The sequence below is a fragment of the Rhizobium changzhiense genome, assembly GCF_013087625.1.
GTDB classification, from domain to species: domain Bacteria; phylum Pseudomonadota; class Alphaproteobacteria; order Rhizobiales; family Rhizobiaceae; genus Rhizobium; species Rhizobium sophorae.
The window spans coordinates 479,861-496,424 of the sequence record NZ_JABFCQ010000001.1 but is presented as its reverse complement, the minus strand read 5'-3'; the positions used below and the strand labels follow the sequence as shown (position 1 = coordinate 496,424).

The 16,564-nt window shown below is 61.0% G+C and carries 19 protein-coding genes and 1 pseudogene; 13 read left to right on the top strand and 7 right to left on the bottom strand.

All coding sequences use genetic code 11. The features are described from left to right. Window positions 1-11: 11 nt before the first annotated feature. Window positions 12-2,120, bottom strand: coding sequence for a S9 family peptidase (locus G9X68_RS02490; protein ID WP_171601132.1), 2,109 nt, complete (start codon window positions 2,118-2,120; stop codon window positions 12-14). Window positions 2,121-2,372: 252 nt separating this feature from the next. Here G9X68_RS02490 and G9X68_RS02485 point away from each other — a divergent pair, with 252 nt between their 5' ends. Then, complete coding sequence (locus G9X68_RS02485) at window positions 2,373-2,762, top strand: DUF930 domain-containing protein (protein WP_168312281.1); 390 nt, start codon at window positions 2,373-2,375, stop codon at window positions 2,760-2,762. A 99-nt stretch (window positions 2,763-2,861) separates the two neighbouring features. Beyond that, complete coding sequence (locus G9X68_RS02480) at window positions 2,862-3,659, top strand: polysaccharide deacetylase family protein (RefSeq protein ID WP_171601131.1); 798 nt, start codon at window positions 2,862-2,864, stop codon at window positions 3,657-3,659. Window positions 3,660-3,879: 220 nt separating this feature from the next. Here the strand turns inward: G9X68_RS02480 and G9X68_RS02475 are convergent, their stop codons facing one another. The 3 genes from G9X68_RS02475 to G9X68_RS02465 all read right to left on the bottom strand — a co-directional run bounded on the left by G9X68_RS02475 (window position 3,880) and on the right by G9X68_RS02465 (window position 7,499). Beyond that, the gene (locus G9X68_RS02475) at window positions 3,880-5,172 is read right to left on the bottom strand and encodes an NAD(P)/FAD-dependent oxidoreductase (protein WP_168316758.1); all 1,293 of its coding nucleotides are present in this window, start codon (window positions 5,170-5,172) and stop codon (window positions 3,880-3,882) included. Window positions 5,173-5,190: 18 nt separating this feature from the next. Next, complete coding sequence (locus G9X68_RS02470; RefSeq protein ID WP_168312278.1) at window positions 5,191-6,357, bottom strand: AI-2E family transporter; 1,167 nt, start codon at window positions 6,355-6,357, stop codon at window positions 5,191-5,193. Between the two features lie 176 nt (window positions 6,358-6,533). Further along, window positions 6,534-7,499: a VOC family protein gene (locus G9X68_RS02465; RefSeq protein ID WP_171375751.1), complete on the bottom strand. Its 966-nt coding sequence runs from the start codon at window positions 7,497-7,499 to the stop codon at window positions 6,534-6,536. Window positions 7,500-7,690: 191 nt separating this feature from the next. On the opposite strand from G9X68_RS02465, the gene G9X68_RS02460 reads away from it, so the two are divergent. The 4 genes from G9X68_RS02460 (at window position 7,691) to G9X68_RS02445 (ending at window position 10,386) form a co-directional block, all read left to right on the top strand. Continuing rightward, the gene (locus G9X68_RS02460) at window positions 7,691-8,110 is read left to right on the top strand and encodes a universal stress protein (RefSeq protein WP_168312276.1); all 420 of its coding nucleotides are present in this window, start codon (window positions 7,691-7,693) and stop codon (window positions 8,108-8,110) included. A gap of 113 nt (window positions 8,111-8,223) precedes the next feature. Further along, the gene (trhA, locus tag G9X68_RS02455) at window positions 8,224-8,892 is read left to right on the top strand and encodes a PAQR family membrane homeostasis protein TrhA (RefSeq protein WP_029875311.1); all 669 of its coding nucleotides are present in this window, start codon (window positions 8,224-8,226) and stop codon (window positions 8,890-8,892) included. Between the two features lie 66 nt (window positions 8,893-8,958). Further along, on the top strand, window positions 8,959-9,510 hold the full coding sequence (locus tag G9X68_RS02450; RefSeq protein ID WP_168316757.1) for a GNAT family N-acetyltransferase: 552 nt from the start codon (window positions 8,959-8,961) through the stop codon (window positions 9,508-9,510). Between the two features lie 174 nt (window positions 9,511-9,684). Further along, a complete protein-coding gene (locus G9X68_RS02445) occupies window positions 9,685-10,386 on the top strand; it encodes a pentapeptide repeat-containing protein (protein ID WP_168312274.1) in 702 nt (233 codons plus the stop codon). A gap of 96 nt (window positions 10,387-10,482) precedes the next feature. Here G9X68_RS02445 and G9X68_RS02440 read toward each other — a convergent pair whose 3' ends face one another. Then, entirely contained in the window at window positions 10,483-10,755 is a 273-nt protein-coding gene (locus G9X68_RS02440; RefSeq protein ID WP_168312273.1) for an usg protein, read from the bottom strand. A 277-nt stretch (window positions 10,756-11,032) separates the two neighbouring features. Here G9X68_RS02440 and G9X68_RS02435 point away from each other — a divergent pair, with 277 nt between their 5' ends. The 4 genes and pseudogenes from G9X68_RS02435 to G9X68_RS02420 form a co-directional block, all read left to right on the top strand. Continuing rightward, the gene (locus G9X68_RS02435; RefSeq protein WP_168316756.1) at window positions 11,033-11,347 is read left to right on the top strand and encodes a co-chaperone GroES; all 315 of its coding nucleotides are present in this window, start codon (window positions 11,033-11,035) and stop codon (window positions 11,345-11,347) included. A 52-nt stretch (window positions 11,348-11,399) separates the two neighbouring features. After that, window positions 11,400-13,028: a chaperonin GroEL gene (gene groL, locus G9X68_RS02430; protein WP_171601130.1), complete on the top strand. Its 1,629-nt coding sequence runs from the start codon at window positions 11,400-11,402 to the stop codon at window positions 13,026-13,028. Window positions 13,029-13,123: 95 nt separating this feature from the next. Continuing rightward, window positions 13,124-13,546 carry a hypothetical protein gene (locus tag G9X68_RS02425; protein ID WP_171601129.1) on the top strand — a complete coding sequence of 141 codons (423 nt, stop codon included), beginning with the start codon at window positions 13,124-13,126 and terminating at the stop codon, window positions 13,544-13,546. A gap of 82 nt (window positions 13,547-13,628) precedes the next feature. Then, a pseudogene (locus G9X68_RS02420) lies at window positions 13,629-14,081 on the top strand (amylo-alpha-1,6-glucosidase); the annotation flags it as partial. A gap of 35 nt (window positions 14,082-14,116) precedes the next feature. Here G9X68_RS02420 and G9X68_RS02415 read toward each other — a convergent pair. Further along, on the bottom strand, window positions 14,117-14,338 hold the full coding sequence (locus tag G9X68_RS02415) for a hypothetical protein (RefSeq protein WP_017959619.1): 222 nt from the start codon (window positions 14,336-14,338) through the stop codon (window positions 14,117-14,119). A 211-nt stretch (window positions 14,339-14,549) separates the two neighbouring features. Here G9X68_RS02415 and G9X68_RS02410 point away from each other — a divergent pair, with 211 nt between their 5' ends. Continuing rightward, the gene (locus G9X68_RS02410) at window positions 14,550-15,026 is read left to right on the top strand and encodes an Hsp20 family protein (RefSeq protein ID WP_168316797.1); all 477 of its coding nucleotides are present in this window, start codon (window positions 14,550-14,552) and stop codon (window positions 15,024-15,026) included. 41 nt (window positions 15,027-15,067) lie between these two features. Beyond that, a complete protein-coding gene (locus tag G9X68_RS02405) occupies window positions 15,068-15,577 on the top strand; it encodes an Hsp20/alpha crystallin family protein (protein ID WP_168316753.1) in 510 nt (169 codons plus the stop codon). A 131-nt stretch (window positions 15,578-15,708) separates the two neighbouring features. Here the strand turns inward: G9X68_RS02405 and msrB are convergent, their stop codons facing one another. After that, window positions 15,709-16,122 carry a peptide-methionine (R)-S-oxide reductase MsrB gene (msrB, locus tag G9X68_RS02400; protein WP_171601128.1) on the bottom strand — a complete coding sequence of 138 codons (414 nt, stop codon included), beginning with the start codon at window positions 16,120-16,122 and terminating at the stop codon, window positions 15,709-15,711. A 189-nt stretch (window positions 16,123-16,311) separates the two neighbouring features. On the opposite strand from msrB, the gene G9X68_RS02395 reads away from it, so the two are divergent. Further along, a complete protein-coding gene (locus G9X68_RS02395) occupies window positions 16,312-16,527 on the top strand; it encodes a hypothetical protein (protein WP_011651078.1) in 216 nt (71 codons plus the stop codon). Window positions 16,528-16,564: the final 37 nt, after the last annotated feature.

The window sequence follows — 16,564 nt, the reverse complement described above, 5'->3', positions numbered from 1 at the left end:
CATCCAACCCTTCACATCTTGCCGGCAACCTTGATTGCAAACGCATACTCAAACGCGATCTCTTCCAGCCGCTGGAAGCGGCCCGAGGCACCGCCATGGCCGGCGTCCATATTGGTCTTGAGCAGGATCGGCGCGTTCCCCGTCGTCTTCTCGCGCAGCTTCGCCACCCACTTGGCCGGCTCCCAATAGGTCACGCGCGGGTCGGTCAGGCCGCCGAGCGCCAGGATCGGTGGGTAGGCTTTTGCGCCGACATTGTCATAGGGCGAGTAGGATGCGATCTGCTCGTATTCTTGCTTGCTGTCGATCGGATTGCCCCATTCCGGCCATTCCGGCGGGGTGAGCGGCAAAGTGTCGTCGAGCATGGTGTTGAGAACGTCGACGAAGGGAACGGCGGCAATGAGACCGGCGAACTTCTCCGGCGCCATGTTGGCAACCGCGCCCATCAGCATGCCGCCGGCCGATCCGCCCTCGGCGATGATCTTCGTGTAAGATGTGAACTTCTGTTGATTCAGATAATCGGCGGCTGCGACGAAGTCCTTGAAGGTGTTCGTCTTCTTGTCCATCTTGCCATCTTCGTACCAGGAAAATCCCTTGTCCTTGCCGCCGCGGATATGGGCAATCGCATAGACAAAGCCACGATCGGCGAGCGACAGGCAGTTGGTGTTGAAGCCGGCTGGAATGGTGATGCCGTAAGCGCCATAGCCGTAGAGCAGGCAGGGCGCGCTGCCGTCGAGCGGCGTATCCTTGCGATAGAGCAGGGTGACCGGCACCTTCTCGCCATCCCAGGCCGGGGCAAAGACGCGGCGGGTGACGTAGTCGTCGGGATTGTGGCCGGACGGCACTTCCTGAGTCTTCAACAGCGTGCGCTCGCGCGTTACCATGTCGTAATCGTAGAGCTGTGATGGCGTCGTCATCGAAGAATAGGAAAAGCGGATGATATCCGTGTCGTATTCCGCAGCACCCTGCAGCCCCAGCGAATAGGCTTCCTCGGCAAAAGCGATCGCATGTTCCTCGCCGGTTGCCCGATCGCGGATCATGATCTGCGGCAGCCCGTCCTTGCGCTCCAGCCACAGAAGATGGCGGGCATAGGCCATGTGGCTGATGATGAGCGTACCGGGCTTGTGGGCGACCACTTCGCGCCAGTTTTCTTTGACCGGATTGTCGACCGGCGCTTCCATGATCTTGAAATCCTTGGCGCCGCCGTCATTGGTGAGGATGTAGAAGACGTCGCCGCCCTCGGTCAGCGAATATTCGATGCCTTCCTCGCGCGCCGCTACCAGCTTCGGCTCGGCTGTCAGGTCCTTAGTCGACAGCAGCCGGTATTCGCTGGTCTCGTGGTCGTGGATGTCGATATAGATGAAGTCGTCGAGCAGCGAGCCGCCGACGCCCATGAAGAAGCCGGCATCGGCTTCCTCATAGACCAGCCGGTCTTCCGACTGCGGCTGGCCGAGTATATGATGGAATACCTTCGACGGCCGGTGGTTTTCGTCGAGCGCCGAATAGAAGAAGCTCTTGCCGTCAGGCGCCCAGACGCCGCCGCCGCCGGTATTTTCGATCCGGTCCTCGAGGTCTTGCCCGGTCGAGAGGTCGCGCACCTGCAGCGTGAAGAATTCCGAGCCCTTGTCGTCATAGCCCCAGATGCCGCGGCTGTGGTCGCTGGTATGGTCGAGGCCGGCGAGGCGGAAATAGGCCTTGCCGGCGGCCTCCTTGTCGCCGTCGAGCAGCACCGTGCGGATCGTCTCGTCGGCAACATTGCCATCGCGGGCGATGCGGAAATAGCGCGGCTGTTCACCGCCTGTCACATAGAAGGTGCCGTAGGCATAGGCGCCATCCTTCATCGGCACCGAGCTGTCGTCTTCCTTGATGCGGCCGCGCATTTCGGCAAACAGTGCCTTTTGCAGTGGCTTGGTGTCTTCCATCGCCGCGTTCATATAGGCGTTTTCGGCTTCGAGATGGCGGCGGATCTCAGGATCGAGGATCGACGGATCCTTGAACATCGCCTGCCAGTTGTCGGCGCGCAGCCAGGCATAGTCGTCCGTGCGGGTGATGCCGTGGCGCGTATCGGAGAGCGGCTTCTTCGGTGCGGCAGGCGGTGTCGGCAGGCTTTTGAAAACGGACAAGGAATGGCTCCGGTGGGAATGTCGGGTTGGCAAGAGATAGAGGTGCACTGGCCCCGGATCAAGCGGTAAGGGTGCGCCAAGGGTACAGGTGCCCTTCCACAGACAAGGAGGACGCTCAGCCCATTTTGCCTTGATGTCACCACAATATTTAAGAAAGTCCGCTCTCGTCGCGCGAAATTTGCACACGCCAAGCCTCCGGCAAGCTGCCCGGGGCAGGGTGAAGAATGGACAACAGTAAGGGATTTCTCCGCAATGCCGAAACGTCTGGTCCTGTTTCTATCCCTCGCAAGCCTTGCTGCTCCCGCCTTTGCCGTTGATCCCGCCATCAAGAAGCAGCTGGAAAAACTCGATCCCTCGACCCGCCTGGAACAGAGCTGCGACACCGAGGCGATGAGCCGCATCAACAAGGACAGCACCGGCTTCAAGCCCGACAAGGTGATCGCCTACACCTTCAAAGACCCGATCCTCGGCGACAATTCGCTGGACGCGCCGGGCGCTGTCTTCCGCAGCAAGGGCGACTGGTACCATCTCTCCTACAATTGCATCACCGGTCCGCAGCATATCAACGTGCGCGAGCTCAATTACGAGATCGGCGAGAAGGTGCCGCGCGAGAAGTGGAACAAGTATTATCTTTATGATTGATGCTGGCCTGTCCGGGCGGCTGCGGTGACATCCGGCCGCATGGCGCCGGGGGAGAGCCGCCGCTAAAATCGGCAGCTCGAATCATAGAAACCCCATTGTATGAACCGCATCCTGCTCGCTTCGGCGTTCCTTCTCGTCAGCATCCCCGCTGCATTCGCGGACGGAATTCCGTCAGCGCCGCCGGCCACGGCAGTTGTCAGGCCGGCCCCGAAGGCGCCGGCGCCAAAACTCGTCGAGCCGCATCTGCATATCGCCCGTTCCAATGTCGTCGGCCATGCCCGCGTTGCTCTGACCTTCGATGCCTGCATGGGGCAGGCGGACGAGCGCATCCTGTCGACGCTGGTGCGTGAACGCATCCCGGCAACGATCTTTGTCACGGCGCGCTGGCTGAAGCGCAATCCCGCTGCCGTCGCCGTGTTTCTGCAGAACCCCGATCTCTTCGAACTCGAAAACCACGGCCAGAACCATATTCCGGCCGTCAACACGCCGACGCTGATCTATGGCATCGCGTCTGCCGGCTCGCCGCAGGCGGTGCGACAGGAGGTCGAAGGCGGCGCTGCTGCGATGGTCGCGGCCGGCATCCCGGCGCCGCACTGGTTCCGCGGCTCGACAGCCAAATATGATCTTTCCGCCATCGGCGAGATCCGCGCCATGGGCTATCGCATTGCCGGTTATTCCGTAAACGGCGACGGCGGCTCGCTGCTGGGTGCTGTTATCACCGAAAAGCGCATCGCCTCGGCCAAGGACGGCGATGTCGTCCTCTCCCACGTCAACCAGCCGACCCATGCGGCCGGCGAGGGGGTGGCGAAGGCGCTTGTCGATCTCAAAGCCAAGGGAACGGAGTTCGTTCGCTTGGAGGACGTCGAGGATACCGGCGACGATAAGACGACGGAGTGATTGAGGGCGTGCCGTGGGGCACCCGCCCTCTGCCCTGCCGGGCATCTCCCCCACAAGGAGGGAGATTGGCTGGGCGCGGTGGCTTCCTTAAACAAGGGGCCATCACATGAATCGTCGATTTAGACCAGGGCGAGGCATGGCTTCTTGCCGACCTCCCCTTGTGGGCGAGATGGCCGCCAGGCCAGAGGTGTGCCCCACGGCATTACATTCAATGTGAGGTTTACCTCAGCTCCTTCCCGGCCCGCGCCATACCCTCTCCAAAACGCGCCAAACCCGGCCCATCCCTGTCGAGCGCAAAATCCTCGAACCAATCCCGTTGCATGCCGGCCAGCATGGCGCCGATCATCTGCGCGGCGAGGTAGGAAAAGGTAATGCCGTTGCCGCCGTAGCCATAGGCAGCAAACACATGCGGCGTCTCCGGGACCGGGCCGATCAGCGGCAGACCGTCGACCGTCTCGCCGAAGGTGCCGCACCAGGCGTGTTCCACCCGCGTATCCGCTTTCGGCCACAGCCGCTTCATCTTCTCCTGGATGGCTATGGTCTTTGCCGGCAGCTTGCGGTCGCGCGCCTCCGCATCGATCGTCTCGTCATCCTCGCCGCCGGCGACGATGCGATTGTCAGCCGTCGTGCGCATGTAGAGATAGGGGTGGCTGTCCTCCCAGATCAGCGCCCTGTCGCGCCAGAAATTTGCCGGGTCCTGCGGCACGGTGGCGAGCGCCCAGCTTGAACTCGAGCGGTGCAGCTTCGGCATGTCGAGACCCGGCATCGAATAGCCGGTCGCCAGCACGACATGCCGCGCCTCGATGACCTGGCCTCCATCGGTCTCTGCCGTGATGTGATCGCCTTCGCTGTGAAGCGCGGTCACGGAAGCGTTGACCAGCCGCGCGCCGCGCCGCACCGTCATCTCGATCAAGGCCCAGGTTAGAAGCAGCGGATCGCACTCCGCCGAACCCGGCGAATAGATCGCGCCATCCCGGTCGAGCTCGAATTGTGTAAAGAGATCGGGATGTTCGAGATAGACGCCGGGGAGGCCGGCCCGGCGGCGAAGCTGGCGCTCCTCCAAGAGGTCGCGCGCGCCTTCGCGGCCGTCGGCCAGATAGAGCGTGTTGCGCGACCGGAAGCCGCAGGCGATGCCGTTGGCGGCGATCAGCTTGGAAAGGCCGGCGACCGCGGCACCGCTGCGGCGGTAGATCCCGGCCGCGCGCTCGAAGCCGTAATAGTCCTCGAGTTCGGTGAGCGTGCTGTCGATTTCCCATTGCAGCATCGCCGTGCTCGCCGCGGTGCTGCCGAAACCGGGCTCCTCCCGGTCAATGAGCGCCACGGAAAAACCGCGCGCCGTCAAATGTTCGGCAACCAAGGCACCGGTAATGCCGCCGCCGATCACGGCGACGTCGGTGGAAAAGCTCTGCTCGATCGGCCGCCATTCCGGCCTTATGCCGCTTTTTCCCCAGAGAGAACGGCCGCTGACCATCTGGTCGTGATCGGATTCGTTGAGATCGAGATCAGCTGCCACGAACGTTTCCCCGGTTGATTATTTCGGCAATTGCGGCTGCGGCTTTTCCTCAATCAGCAATTCGTCGATAATAGTCATGACGATCAGCGAAAGCGGCAGCGCCAGCATGGCGCCGACGGCACCCCACATCCATGTCCAGAACAGGATGGCGAGGAAGACGACGAAGGGATTGATTTCCAGCCGCCGTCCCATCACCGCCGGGAAGATCAGGTTCTCCATGAGGAGATGCACCGTGAAGAAGGCTGCGGCCGGCATCAGGCCGATGAGGAGGCCATCATGGGTCAGGATGCCGGCGACCGCAACGGCAAGCGTCATCAGTGTGATGCCGAGATAGGGGATGAAGCTCGACAGGAAGGCGAAGAAGCCCCAGAGCACCGGGGCCGACAGCCCGCCGGCATAGGCGATGACAGTCATGACCACGCCGAGCCCGACATAGATCAACGAGGCCGTCGCGAAATAGAAGCCGAGCACCTGCTCGACGGCATTGATGACTCGGATGGCCGCCAGACGCTGCGTGCGGGTGCGGAAGGTCATGATGATCGTCTTGCGCAGGTTGACCCGACCAGCGAGGAAGAACAGCAGCGCCGCAAAGAAGATCATCCCCTGTATCAGGGCCGGCGTCAGGTTAGTCGTCACCACGTGCAGCACGCTGCCGGTGTTTTCGAGCAGCGCACCGATCGACATCGATCCGCTTTCGAATGTCGCCGGCGTGATATGCAGCCATCTGATGCGCTCCAGATAAGGCATCAGGCGGTCTATGGTGCGTTCGGCGAAGGCCGGACCCTCATTGGCAAGTGTCATCAGCGGGTCGGCGAGCGAGTTGATCAGCAGGAAGATCACCAGCGCCACGCTGCTTGATAGCATGAAGGCGTTGGCAAGCCGCGGCACGCCCATCTTGCTGAGCTTTTCTGCCGCCATGCCGAGGATCATGCCGACGACGACGGCCAGCGTGATCGGGATGAGGATCAGCGACATGAAATAGACGGCGGCAAGGAAGAGAATGCCGAAGATGCCGATGATCGCCCAGGCCATGGTGACATCGAGCCCGTCCTTTTCCAGACGGTGCAGCGGGGGGGGCGGCAGATCTTCCGCAGCCTCCTTCAGCGACTGTGCCCAGGCGCTGGTATGGCGTTCGCCGATCGCGATCTTCTTTGCTTGTTTGCGGATGCCATTGGCAATACCCATGCGGTGAGGTCCCCGAAGCCCCATTGCTTCCTCACGGAAACGCGCTGACAGGGTTCCGGTTCCGTGACGGGAATGACCGACCGGTACGCTGCATGCCGCATGTCTTTGCGCCGACGGCATTGCTCCATGGTGTGAGCGCCTGCAACAGATATGGCTGACCTGCAGTAACCTGGAAGTTACGCTGAAAGCGTCAGGCCGATGCCCCAGGGATCCCTGAGGAATACGCCGCCGTCGCGCTTCTCGCTTTTGATCTCCAGCGCATCGAGCTTGGAGACCGCCGCATCCAGCGTCGCCTTGTCGTTGAAACGGATCTTGTAGTCCGAAAGCCCGGTCATATTGCCGGCGCGTGCCATGGCACCGCGGCTGTTCCAGATATTGGCGCCGAGATGGTGGTGGTATCCGCCGCTCGCAAAGAAGCTCGCGCCCGGATAACGCGCCATCAGCTTGAGGCCGAGGACATCGCGGTAAAAGGCGTCCGCTTGTGGAATATCGCCGACCTGCAGATGCAGGTGGCCGATCGCCGTCCCTGCAGCCATGCCGTCCCAGCGCTCATCAGGCGCGCTGTTGTAGAGCGCCTGCAGGTCGAGGCGCAGCGTCGCCATCTCCACCATGCCGTCCTCATGGAATTTCCATTGTTCGTGCGGCCGGTCGGCATAGATCTCGATGCCGTTGCCTTCGGGGTCGGAAAGATAGATCGCCTCGCTGACGAGATGGTCCGAGGCGCCCTCGAGCGCGACGTTGTTCTGTGCCGCATAACGCAGCCAGCGTGCGAGTTCGGTCCGGTCCGGCATCAGGAAGGCGGTGTGGAAAAGGCCAGCGGCATTGCGCGGCGCGATCATGGCATTCTTTGCGGTGGTCAGCGTCAGCAAAGGGAGATCGCCGACACCCAGCACTTCGCCGCTGGCCGTCTTCTCGATCACCTTCAGGCCGAGCATCGATTGGTAGAAGCCGGAAACCAGACCGAGGTCGGTGACGACCAGATGCGACTGGTCGATATAGGCGGGCCGCGTCAGCGCATAGGAAGTTTCGGTCGTCATGGATGGGTCTCCTGCCTCTGAATTGGCCTGTAAGATAGAAGGCGTACCGGCGGTGGCGGCAAACATGCCGCCGGTGGCAAGGCCGAGGAAGTTTCGCCGGTTCATTCGCCTCTGATCTCCCCTCGGCTGCCGTACTTGATCGCTATATGGCGTATCCCGATTGTTCACAGAAGACCTGTTTTTGAGGATGAAGCGTTGAGCAGATGTTGACGATGCCTTGCGCCCACTTGATCGCGATCAATGCGCTCATATCTCCATCAGAGGAAACTTATACATCTCAGTCATGGAGGGAAGCCATGTACAGGAAGATCATCGTAGCGATCGCGCTCGGCGGCATCGACAAGGGAGAAAAAATCCTCCGCAAGGCCGCGTCTCTGCTCGACGCAGGCGGCGAGATCATCGCGCTCAATGTCGTCGAGGATGTGCCGAGTTATGTCGCGATCGAACTGCCGGCCAATATGGTCGAGGACGTCATGAAGGACAGCCGCGGGCAACTGGAAGCTCTGGTCGCCGCAGCCGGTGTTGCGGCAACTGTCGAGATCCGCAACGGCCCGCCCGCCAAAGCGATCATCTCGGCCGCCGAAAGCCACGGCGCAGACCTGATTATCGTCGCCTCGCACGTTCCCGATTTTTCCAACTACTTCATCGGCGCCACCGCCGATCGGGTCGTGCGCCATGCCAAATGCTCGGTGCTGGTCGACCGGCAGAAGGTTTGACTTTACACCCTGCTGCCTGTCACGAAGATTTACCGCCCGTCCGCTTTGCCGCAGTTGCGCGCCCGTCCGTTCGATGCGACGATTGCAATCGGGTATGAAACGGATTGGCGTGCATGGGCGAGTTCAACGGCATTCGCTGGGCTTATGATAGATATGAATTGATCGCCGACGGTATCGTCCACGGCGTCGGTCTTGTGCTGGCGCTGATCGGGGCCACCGTGCTGATCTTCTACGCCACCGTCTGGAGCTCCTATGGCGCGCTCGCCGCCGCCTGGATCTATGGCGTCGGACTGGTGCTGACGCTTGCCATTTCCTTTTCCTACAATGCCTGGCCGGTCTCGCGCACGAAATGGTATCTGCGCCGCTTCGATCATTCGGCGATCTTCCTCTTGATCGCCGCCACCTATACGCCCTTCCTCGAACGTGGCGCCGACGATCCGCTGCTCTTGTTCATGCTGGTTGCGATCTGGCTGTTTGCCGCCGTCGGCATCGTCTTGAAATGCGCCTTTCCCGGGCGTTTCGACCGTCTTGCCATCCTGCTTTATCTCGCCATGGGCTGGAGCGGCGTGCTCGTAGCCGAGCCCGTCGCCTCGCGCATTCCCGCCGCCTCGATGCTGCTGATCGTCATCGGCGGCGTCATCTATTCACTTGGCGTCATCTTCCATGTCTGGGAGAAGCTGCGCTTCCAGAACGCCATCTGGCATGGTTTCGTCGTCACCGCCGCGGCGGTGCATTATTCGGCGGTCTTCACCTGTTTCAGCCTGTCGGCGCCGGGCCTCTGAACGACTGATGTGCCCGAGGCCGCTCCTATTGCGCATCCGCCGTTTACATCTTCCCAGGCGGGGCGTATGCCCGCCTTCGCAAACAATATGAACCCGAGCATCATGACTGACGCTGTCCTCCTCCGCGACGCCACAGAAGCCGATCTTTCCGCCATTCGCGATATCTATAATCACGCCGTCGAGCACACGACGGCGATCTGGAACGATACGCTGGTCGATCTCGAAAACCGGCTGGAATGGTTCAGGGCGCGCCAGGCGCGCGGCTTTCCCGTCATCGTCGCCGAAATGTCGGGCAAGGTCGCAGGCTACGCCTCCTATGGCGAATGGCGGCCCTTCGACGGCTACCGCCACACGGTCGAGCATTCCGTCTATGTCGACAAGGATTGCCGGGGTGGCGGCATCGGCGAGCGCCTGATGCGGGAATTGATCGCGCGTGCTGTGGCCGGCAATATCCATGTGATGATCGCCGGTATCGAGGCGGAGAACACCGCCTCGGTCAGGCTGCACGAAAAGCTCGGCTTCCGCATCGCCGGCAGATTTTCCGAGGTCGGCACCAAATTCGGCCGCTGGCTGGACCTTACCTGCATGGAGCTTCGCCTGCCCGGCAAGGCGGATTGATCCACCTGCCAGGTAAGGTGGATACCACCTGCCAAGAAAAGCCGGACAGCAATCCATTGTGAACGGCGCTCGCCATCTTTTTATTGTAGTCTGAGCTGTGTAAGAAAATGGAAGGCTGCTTCGCGAAAGGCGGCCTGAAAGCGTCATCTAAGCGTCATGGGGGTGAACTGTTCAATGGCAATGCACGGATCGTCACTCGGTCTCCTTGCCCTCGTCCTTTTGGCATTTCCGCCGGTTGCCGCACGGGCCGCCGATTGCGGCAGCCTAGCCTCGCCGAAGCTCGACTGGCAGGAATGCACCAAGAAGAACCTGATGCTGCAGGGCAGTGACCTCGAAGGCGCCAATCTCTTCGGCACCGATTTCTCGCTGACCGATCTCGCCGGCGCCAACGTCAAATCCGCCAATCTGGAGAAAGCGACGCTGGTGCGCGCCTCTCTCGAGGGTGCACACGCCGAAGGCGCCAATTTCGCCAAGATCGAGGCCTACCGATCCACCTTCGCCAAAGTCGCCGCCGAGGGCGCGTCCTTTGCTGGCGCCGAACTGCAGCGCGCCAATTTCGCCGGCGCCCAGCTCTCCGGCGCGAGTTTCGAAAAGGCTGAACTCGGCCGCGCCGATTTCGACAAGGCGGTGCTGACGGGGGTGAAATTCTCTTTCGCCAATCTCTCCCGCGCCGATCTCTCCAAGGCCACCTTCGAAGGCCCGGCGACCTTCGAGCGCGCCTTCATGTTCCTGACCCGCATCGAAGGCCTCGACCTCTCGGCCGCCGCCGGGCTCGAACAGGCGCAGATCGACCTTGCCTGCGGCGATGCCTCGACCAAGCTGCCGGCAGGCCTTTCGGCACCCTCGAGTTGGCCATGCCCTGCCGATCACGATTGATTGGGGCTTTCGCGCGATACCGAGCGGTTGGTAAGGCCCTATGGGCAACAATGGCTGGCGGATACGCAGCCATCTGCTGGGACTGTCGGATTCGATTTAGTGCAATCGCAACTCGCCCGTGACGCGACGCCATTCGTTCGGTCCGATCAGCCGCTGGTGGCTATAGCGAACGGAATGCAGCGGCCCGTCAAGCTTGGACTGCCAGAAATCCAGGAATCTGTGCATTTCCGGAAAGTCGGGGGCGAGATCGTAATCCTGCCAGACATAGGTCTGCAGAACCGACTCAAAATCCGGCATGCGGTAGAGGATGTGCGCGGTGGTAAGGCCGTAACCGTTGAGCTGGCGCTCTATGTCCGATGAAAATTCCATGCTTCATCTCCGTTTCGCGATAACGAGAAGGTGGCGCATATTTTTGCCTCCATCAACTGGTTTCTCAACGCGGAAACAGTGTTTGTTGTTCCTTCTCAGTATGTTAGCAGCCATTTCCGGCGAGTGCTAATTTTTTTCGCCACCCCCTTGAAATGGAAAAACCGCAAAACCAGATCATTCCGCGCAAAACGCTCGACAGAGGTTTGCACCCGCCCGGACCGGTCATCCGGTCCGGCCAGGGAACAACGTCATTATTGTTTGTCCATTGGAGGAAAACATGTCGTTCCGACCGCTTCATGATCGCATTCTCGTCCGCCGGCTCGATTCCGAGGAAAAGACCAAGGGCGGCATCATCATCCCTGATACCGCCAAGGAAAAGCCGCAGGAAGGCGAGGTTATCGCCGTCGGCCCCGGCGCACGCAACGACGCCGGCCAGATCCAGGCGCTCGACGTCAAGCCCGGCGATCGCATTCTGTTCGGCAAGTGGTCCGGCACGGAGATCAAGATCAACGGTGAAGATCTGCTGATCATGAAGGAAAGCGATGTCATGGGCATTATCGAGGCCCAGGCCGCCGAAAAGATCGCCGCCTGAGGCGTTCTCAGCGCATTAGTCAAGAAAAGCTGCCTATCGAAGGAGTGAAAGAATGGCTGCGAAAGAAGTCAAATTCCATACCGATGCCCGTGAACGCTTGCTGCGTGGGGTCGATGTGCTGGCCAATGCCGTGAAGGTGACGCTCGGCCCGAAAGGGCGCAACGTCGTCATCGACAAGTCCTTCGGCGCGCCGCGCATCACCAAGGACGGCGTTTCGGTCGCCAAGGAAATCGAGCTCGAAGACAAGTTCGAAAACATGGGCGCCCAGATGCTGCGCGAAGTCGCCTCGAAGACCAACGATCTCGCCGGTGACGGCACCACGACTGCAACGGTGCTGGCCCAGGCGATCGTCAAGGAAGGGGCCAAGGCGGTCGCTTCCGGCATGAACCCGATGGACCTCAAGCGTGGCATCGACATCGCCGTCGACGCCGTTGTCAAGGAACTGAAGACCAACGCCCGCAAGATCTCCAACAATTCCGAAATCGCCCAGGTCGGCACGATCTCCGCCAACGGTGATTCCGAGATCGGTCGTTACCTCGCTGAAGCAATGGAAAAGGTCGGCAATGAGGGTGTCATCACCGTCGAGGAAGCCAAGACCGCCGAAACCGAGCTCGAAGTCGTCGAGGGCATGCAGTTCGACCGCGGCTACCTCAGCCCCTACTTCGTCACCAACCAGGACAAGATGCGGGTCGAGCTCGAGGACCCCTATATTCTCATCCACGAGAAGAAGCTCTCGAACCTGCAGTCGATGCTGCCAGTTCTCGAAGCCATCGTCCAATCCGGCAAGCCGCTCCTCATCATCGCTGAAGACGTCGAAGGCGAGGCCCTCGCAACACTCGTCGTCAACAAGCTGCGCGGCGGCTTGAAGATCGCTGCCGTCAAGGCCCCCGGCTTCGGCGACCGCCGCAAGGCCATGCTCGAAGACATCGCCATCCTGACGGGCGGTACCGTCATCTCCGAAGATCTCGGCATCAAGCTCGAGAACGTGACGCTCAATATGCTCGGCCGTGCCAAGAAGGTGTCGATCGAGAAGGAAAACACCACCATCATCGACGGTGCTGGCTCGAAGGCGGAGCTTGACGGTCGCACGGCTCAGATCCGCGCCCAGATCGAAGAAACCACCTCCGACTACGACCGGGAGAAGCTGCAGGAGCGCCTCGCCAAGCTCGCCGGCGGCGTTGCCGTCATCCGTGTCGGCGGCTCGACGGAAGTCGAGGTGAAGGAGAAAAAGGATCGCGTCGACGACGCGCTTCATGCAACCCGTGCCGCCGTCGAAGAGGGCATCTTGCCCGGCGGTGGCGTTGCCCTTCTGCGCGCCGTCAAGGCGCTCGATAATCTCAGCGTGGCCAACCAGGACCAGCGCGTCGGCATCGAGATTGTGCGCCGCGCAATCGAAGCCCCGGTACGGCAGATCGCCGAAAACGCCGGCGCAGAAGGCTCGATCGTGGTCGGCAAGCTGCGCGAGAAAGGCGAATTCTCCTATGGCTGGAATGCCCAGACCGGCGAATATGGCGATCTCTATGCGCAGGGCGTTATCGATCCGGCGAAAGTGGTGCGCACCGCGCTTCAGGATGCCGCCTCCGTTGCCGGTCTTCTGGTGACGACGGAAGCGATGATCGCCGAGAAGCCCAAGAAGGAGGCCGCTCCGGCCATGCCCGCCGGCCCCGGCATGGACTTCTAAGCGATCGCTCGGCCCGCCCTGCTCTTAAGGGCGGGCCTCCCCACGCACTATCGAATGAACCAAGTTCCATCGGTCAACATCAGTGGAGCCAAGCTATGAGAAAGGAAAGCACCAGCAATTCCATGCAGCAGGAGGCCACGGCGGCAATCAGCGCGGCGCATCTGCTTTATCCGGCCAAACATTTCGGTCACCCGCGTGACGTGCTCACCGCCGCCGACATCAGCAATGACGAGAAGCGCGCTATTCTCGCGTCATGGGCATCCGATATTTTCGCGATCGATTCCGCACCGGCCCTTCGCCTTTATCCCGGGGCGGAAAGAGCCGTCTCCTATGACGAAATCCTTGAAGCGCTGAAGACGTTGGACAAGGACGATCGGCAAGCTGAGAAGCAAGCTGCGTCGACTTCCTCGACGGCCCGCAGGACCCTTCGCCGAAAACTGCCGGCACGCCGGCTTCCTGGTTTTGGCTTGTGCAGCTACTGGAAGGGGGGACGGCGCCGACAGCTATTCGAAACCTGACCTCTCCCATCTGACCTGCCGCGCGCCTCGTAAGGACGCAGGCATGATTTTTGCCGACGACTCTTTGCTCAACAGAGGAGGTTACAATGGCTCGATCTGGCCACATGACAATGCCTTGATCGCCAGCGGCCTTGCCCGCTATGGCTACCGCGTCGAAGCCGTGCGGATATTCGAGGGGTTGTTTGCCGCCTCGACCTATATCGACCTGCGGCGGCTCCCCGAACTCCTCTGCGGCCTGCCGCGCCAGCGGGCACGAGGGCCGTCCTTCTATCCGGTCGCCTGCTCGCCTCAAGCATGGGCGGCAGCCGCTCCTTTGTCGCTGCTGCAATCCTGTCTTGGCCTCGACTTCGACCCGAATGGCTTGCGCATCAGCTTCAACGTACCGAGGCTTCCCCCATTCCTCGACGAGGTGATCTTACGACGCCTGTCGATCGGTATTGGCTCGGCTGACGTCGCCATTCTCCGGTCGGGACACCAGGTCGTGGTCGATGTGATGGACCGCCACGGCAATGTTCAGGTGCTCACGATAGCATGACGGATCAGTGGGGGGAGGCGAGTCATCCGCCTTTCCTATTCCGGTTCCTCTTCATCCGAACTCAGCAGATCAACAAGCGCAGCAACCCTGCCTGTTGGCAGAGGCCGGCCTTCACCCATCAAGGCTTCGTCGTTGCTGGCCCACGCAAATGCCTCGGCGAGTTCAGCCTGGGTGGCGCCTGTCGCGATGACCTCGGCCACGAGCGTTTCATCGGCGGGCCCGAGGACGGCGATGACGTCCTTTGAAGTCATTGTCATAACCATTTCTCCTCTCTCAAGCTCAGCCCAGATATGGTGGTGCCTTCGAAGAAAGCAATTTTTTTCGCTGAGAAATTCTCTCCTCTTGAAACGGTAAACTGCTGAATTATATCAGTATTGTCGATCGCCGAGCAGGGATCGACAGGTCCAGGAGACGCCTGTCGCTCTTGGCGTCTCCTGTATCCATGTTGCTTGTAAGGAGGATATGGCTATGAGGACAAACCTCGATTTCTCTCCCCTGTTCCGGTCGAGCATCGGCTTCGAGCGGATGTTGAACGCACTCGACGCTGCAAGCCGCGCCGAGACAATCGACAACTGGCCGCCTTACGATATCGTCAAAACCGGCGAGGACGAATACCGCATTGCCATGGCCGTGGCGGGCTTCTCGCAGGACGAACTGGCGATCATCCAAGAGCAGAACATGCTCGTCGTCTCAGGGCAGAAGGCGAACGGCGAAGATGTTCAATACCTGCATCGCGGCATTGCTGGTCGAAGCTTCCAGCGTCGGTTCGAATTGGCCGACCACGTCAAGGTCGTGGATGCCGGCCTCGTCAACGGTCTGCTGACCATCGACCTCAAGCGTGAAATTCCTGAAGAGATGAAGCCGCGCCAGATCGAGATCGGAACTGGAAATGCAATGCCGAAGGCCGAGACCAAGCAGATCGAGGCCGAGACGCAGGCAGCCTGAGCCGTCAGGAATGCCCAAGAACCACCAGAAAGGAGTAAGCCATGAGTGTTCGTGATTTGATTCCTTGGGGCCGCAACAACGGCCACCAGGTTCCGAGTCTCCTCCGCGAGGACGACCATGATCCTTTCCTGTCGCTCCATCGCGAGGTCAACCGTCTGTTCGACGATGCTTTCCGCAGCTTCGGCTCTGGCCTGCCGTCACTGCGGGGCGCCAGCGGTTTCGGTGCCGGCTGGCCGAGTGTCGAGATCTCCGACACCGATAAGGATATCAAGGTGACGGCCGAAGTCCCCGGCCTTGAGGAAAAGGACATCGAGGTCATTCTCGATGATGGCGTTCTGACGCTGAAGGGTGAAAAGCGTTCGGAGACGGAAGACAAGGAGAAGCAGTTCTCGGAGCGCTACTATGGCCGCTTCGAGCGACGCATCCCACTCGCGACCGAGGTCAAGGAAGATCAGGTCGACGCGACCTTCAAGAACGGCGTCCTGACCGTCACCTTGCCCAAGAGCGAAAAGGCGCAGTCACAGGTCAGGCGCATCGCCATCAGAAGCTGATCGAAACAAGGGCGGCGGCCGACCACCTGGCGGCCGCCGCTACCATGTCGTCCATGGTGGCACGGAAATTTCCGTCGCGCTTAGTCTCCTCATGGCCGCGGGATCGGCAGATGCCGATCGCAGGTTCAGGCCTATTTCCCCGGCTCGAACACCATCGAGTGGCCGTTGATGCAGTAGCGCAGGCCGGTCGGCGGCGGGCCGTCGGGAAAGACGTGGCCGAGATGGGCGTCGCAGCTGCCGCAGCGGATTTCGGTGCGCACCATGCCAAAGGCCGTGTCGCGATGCTCCGTCACCGCTTCGGGCGATACCGCTTCGAAATAGCTCGGCCAGCCGCAGCCGGCATCGAATTTGGTGTCGGAGCGGAAAAGCGGCGCATTGCAGCCGACGCAGCGGTAAAGCCCCGTCTCGAAGGAATCCCAATAGGGGCCGGTAAAGGCGCGTTCGGTGCCGTGCTGGCGCGTGATGCGGTATTGCTCGGGGGTGAGCTGCTCTTTCCATTCGGCGTCGGTCTTGTGGATCTTGGCGGTCGTCGCAGTGTCGGACATGAGGTGCTCCTTTCGCCGAGGGGCGGGTTCCGTTTCGCGAGAAAATGTGGTGCGCCGCGTTCAGTTCATCAAGTCTCCCGCGGCGCGCCATGAGATTGGCGGCATACCCAATTAGGGGAAGAGGCTTGCTTTTACATCCGTTAGGGGTTTTCTGTTAGGGTTAATGTTGCGTGCATTGGAGAAACACTGGTGTTTGAAACAGCAATCGTCCTGCTCTACGGCCTTGTGGCCGTGGCCGCCATGGCCGTCACGCTGTTGGAAGGCTGGGCCAATCATGACGGTTTGACGCTCCATCGTCTCGCCGGGCTCCTCGCTTGCCTGCTCTGGCCGCTGACGCTTCTGGTCTTCATCCTGCACGGTTGCATCGCCCGGCTGCTGACGCGTCTTTCCAGATCGACGGCCTGATCGGCTTTGAACATCGCCATGCGGTGCGGCTTGCGGC

Excerpts from the sequence above, each read along its gene's own strand:
- G9X68_RS02485 (WP_168312281.1), top strand. The coding sequence starts at position 2,373 with ATGCCGAAACGTCTGGTCCTGTTTCTATCCCTCGCAAGCCTTGCTGCT.
- G9X68_RS02480 (WP_171601131.1), top strand. The coding sequence starts at position 2,862 with ATGAACCGCATCCTGCTCGCTTCGGCGTTCCTTCTCGTCAGCATCCCC.
- G9X68_RS02470 (WP_168312278.1), bottom strand. The coding sequence starts at position 6,357 with ATGGGTATTGCCAATGGCATCCGCAAACAAGCAAAGAAGATCGCGATC.
- G9X68_RS02465 (WP_171375751.1), bottom strand. The coding sequence starts at position 7,499 with ATGAACCGGCGAAACTTCCTCGGCCTTGCCACCGGCGGCATGTTTGCC.
- G9X68_RS02460 (WP_168312276.1), top strand. The coding sequence starts at position 7,691 with ATGTACAGGAAGATCATCGTAGCGATCGCGCTCGGCGGCATCGACAAG.
- trhA (WP_029875311.1), top strand. The coding sequence starts at position 8,224 with ATGGGCGAGTTCAACGGCATTCGCTGGGCTTATGATAGATATGAATTG.
- G9X68_RS02450 (WP_168316757.1), top strand. The coding sequence starts at position 8,959 with ATGCCCGCCTTCGCAAACAATATGAACCCGAGCATCATGACTGACGCT.
- G9X68_RS02445 (WP_168312274.1), top strand. The coding sequence starts at position 9,685 with ATGGCAATGCACGGATCGTCACTCGGTCTCCTTGCCCTCGTCCTTTTG.
- G9X68_RS02440 (WP_168312273.1), bottom strand. The coding sequence starts at position 10,755 with ATGGAATTTTCATCGGACATAGAGCGCCAGCTCAACGGTTACGGCCTT.
- G9X68_RS02435 (WP_168316756.1), top strand. The coding sequence starts at position 11,033 with ATGTCGTTCCGACCGCTTCATGATCGCATTCTCGTCCGCCGGCTCGAT.
- groL (WP_171601130.1), top strand. The coding sequence starts at position 11,400 with ATGGCTGCGAAAGAAGTCAAATTCCATACCGATGCCCGTGAACGCTTG.
- G9X68_RS02425 (WP_171601129.1), top strand. The coding sequence starts at position 13,124 with ATGAGAAAGGAAAGCACCAGCAATTCCATGCAGCAGGAGGCCACGGCG.
- G9X68_RS02415 (WP_017959619.1), bottom strand. The coding sequence starts at position 14,338 with ATGACAATGACTTCAAAGGACGTCATCGCCGTCCTCGGGCCCGCCGAT.
- G9X68_RS02410 (WP_168316797.1), top strand. The coding sequence starts at position 14,550 with ATGAGGACAAACCTCGATTTCTCTCCCCTGTTCCGGTCGAGCATCGGC.
- G9X68_RS02405 (WP_168316753.1), top strand. The coding sequence starts at position 15,068 with ATGAGTGTTCGTGATTTGATTCCTTGGGGCCGCAACAACGGCCACCAG.
- msrB (WP_171601128.1), bottom strand. The coding sequence starts at position 16,122 with ATGTCCGACACTGCGACGACCGCCAAGATCCACAAGACCGACGCCGAA.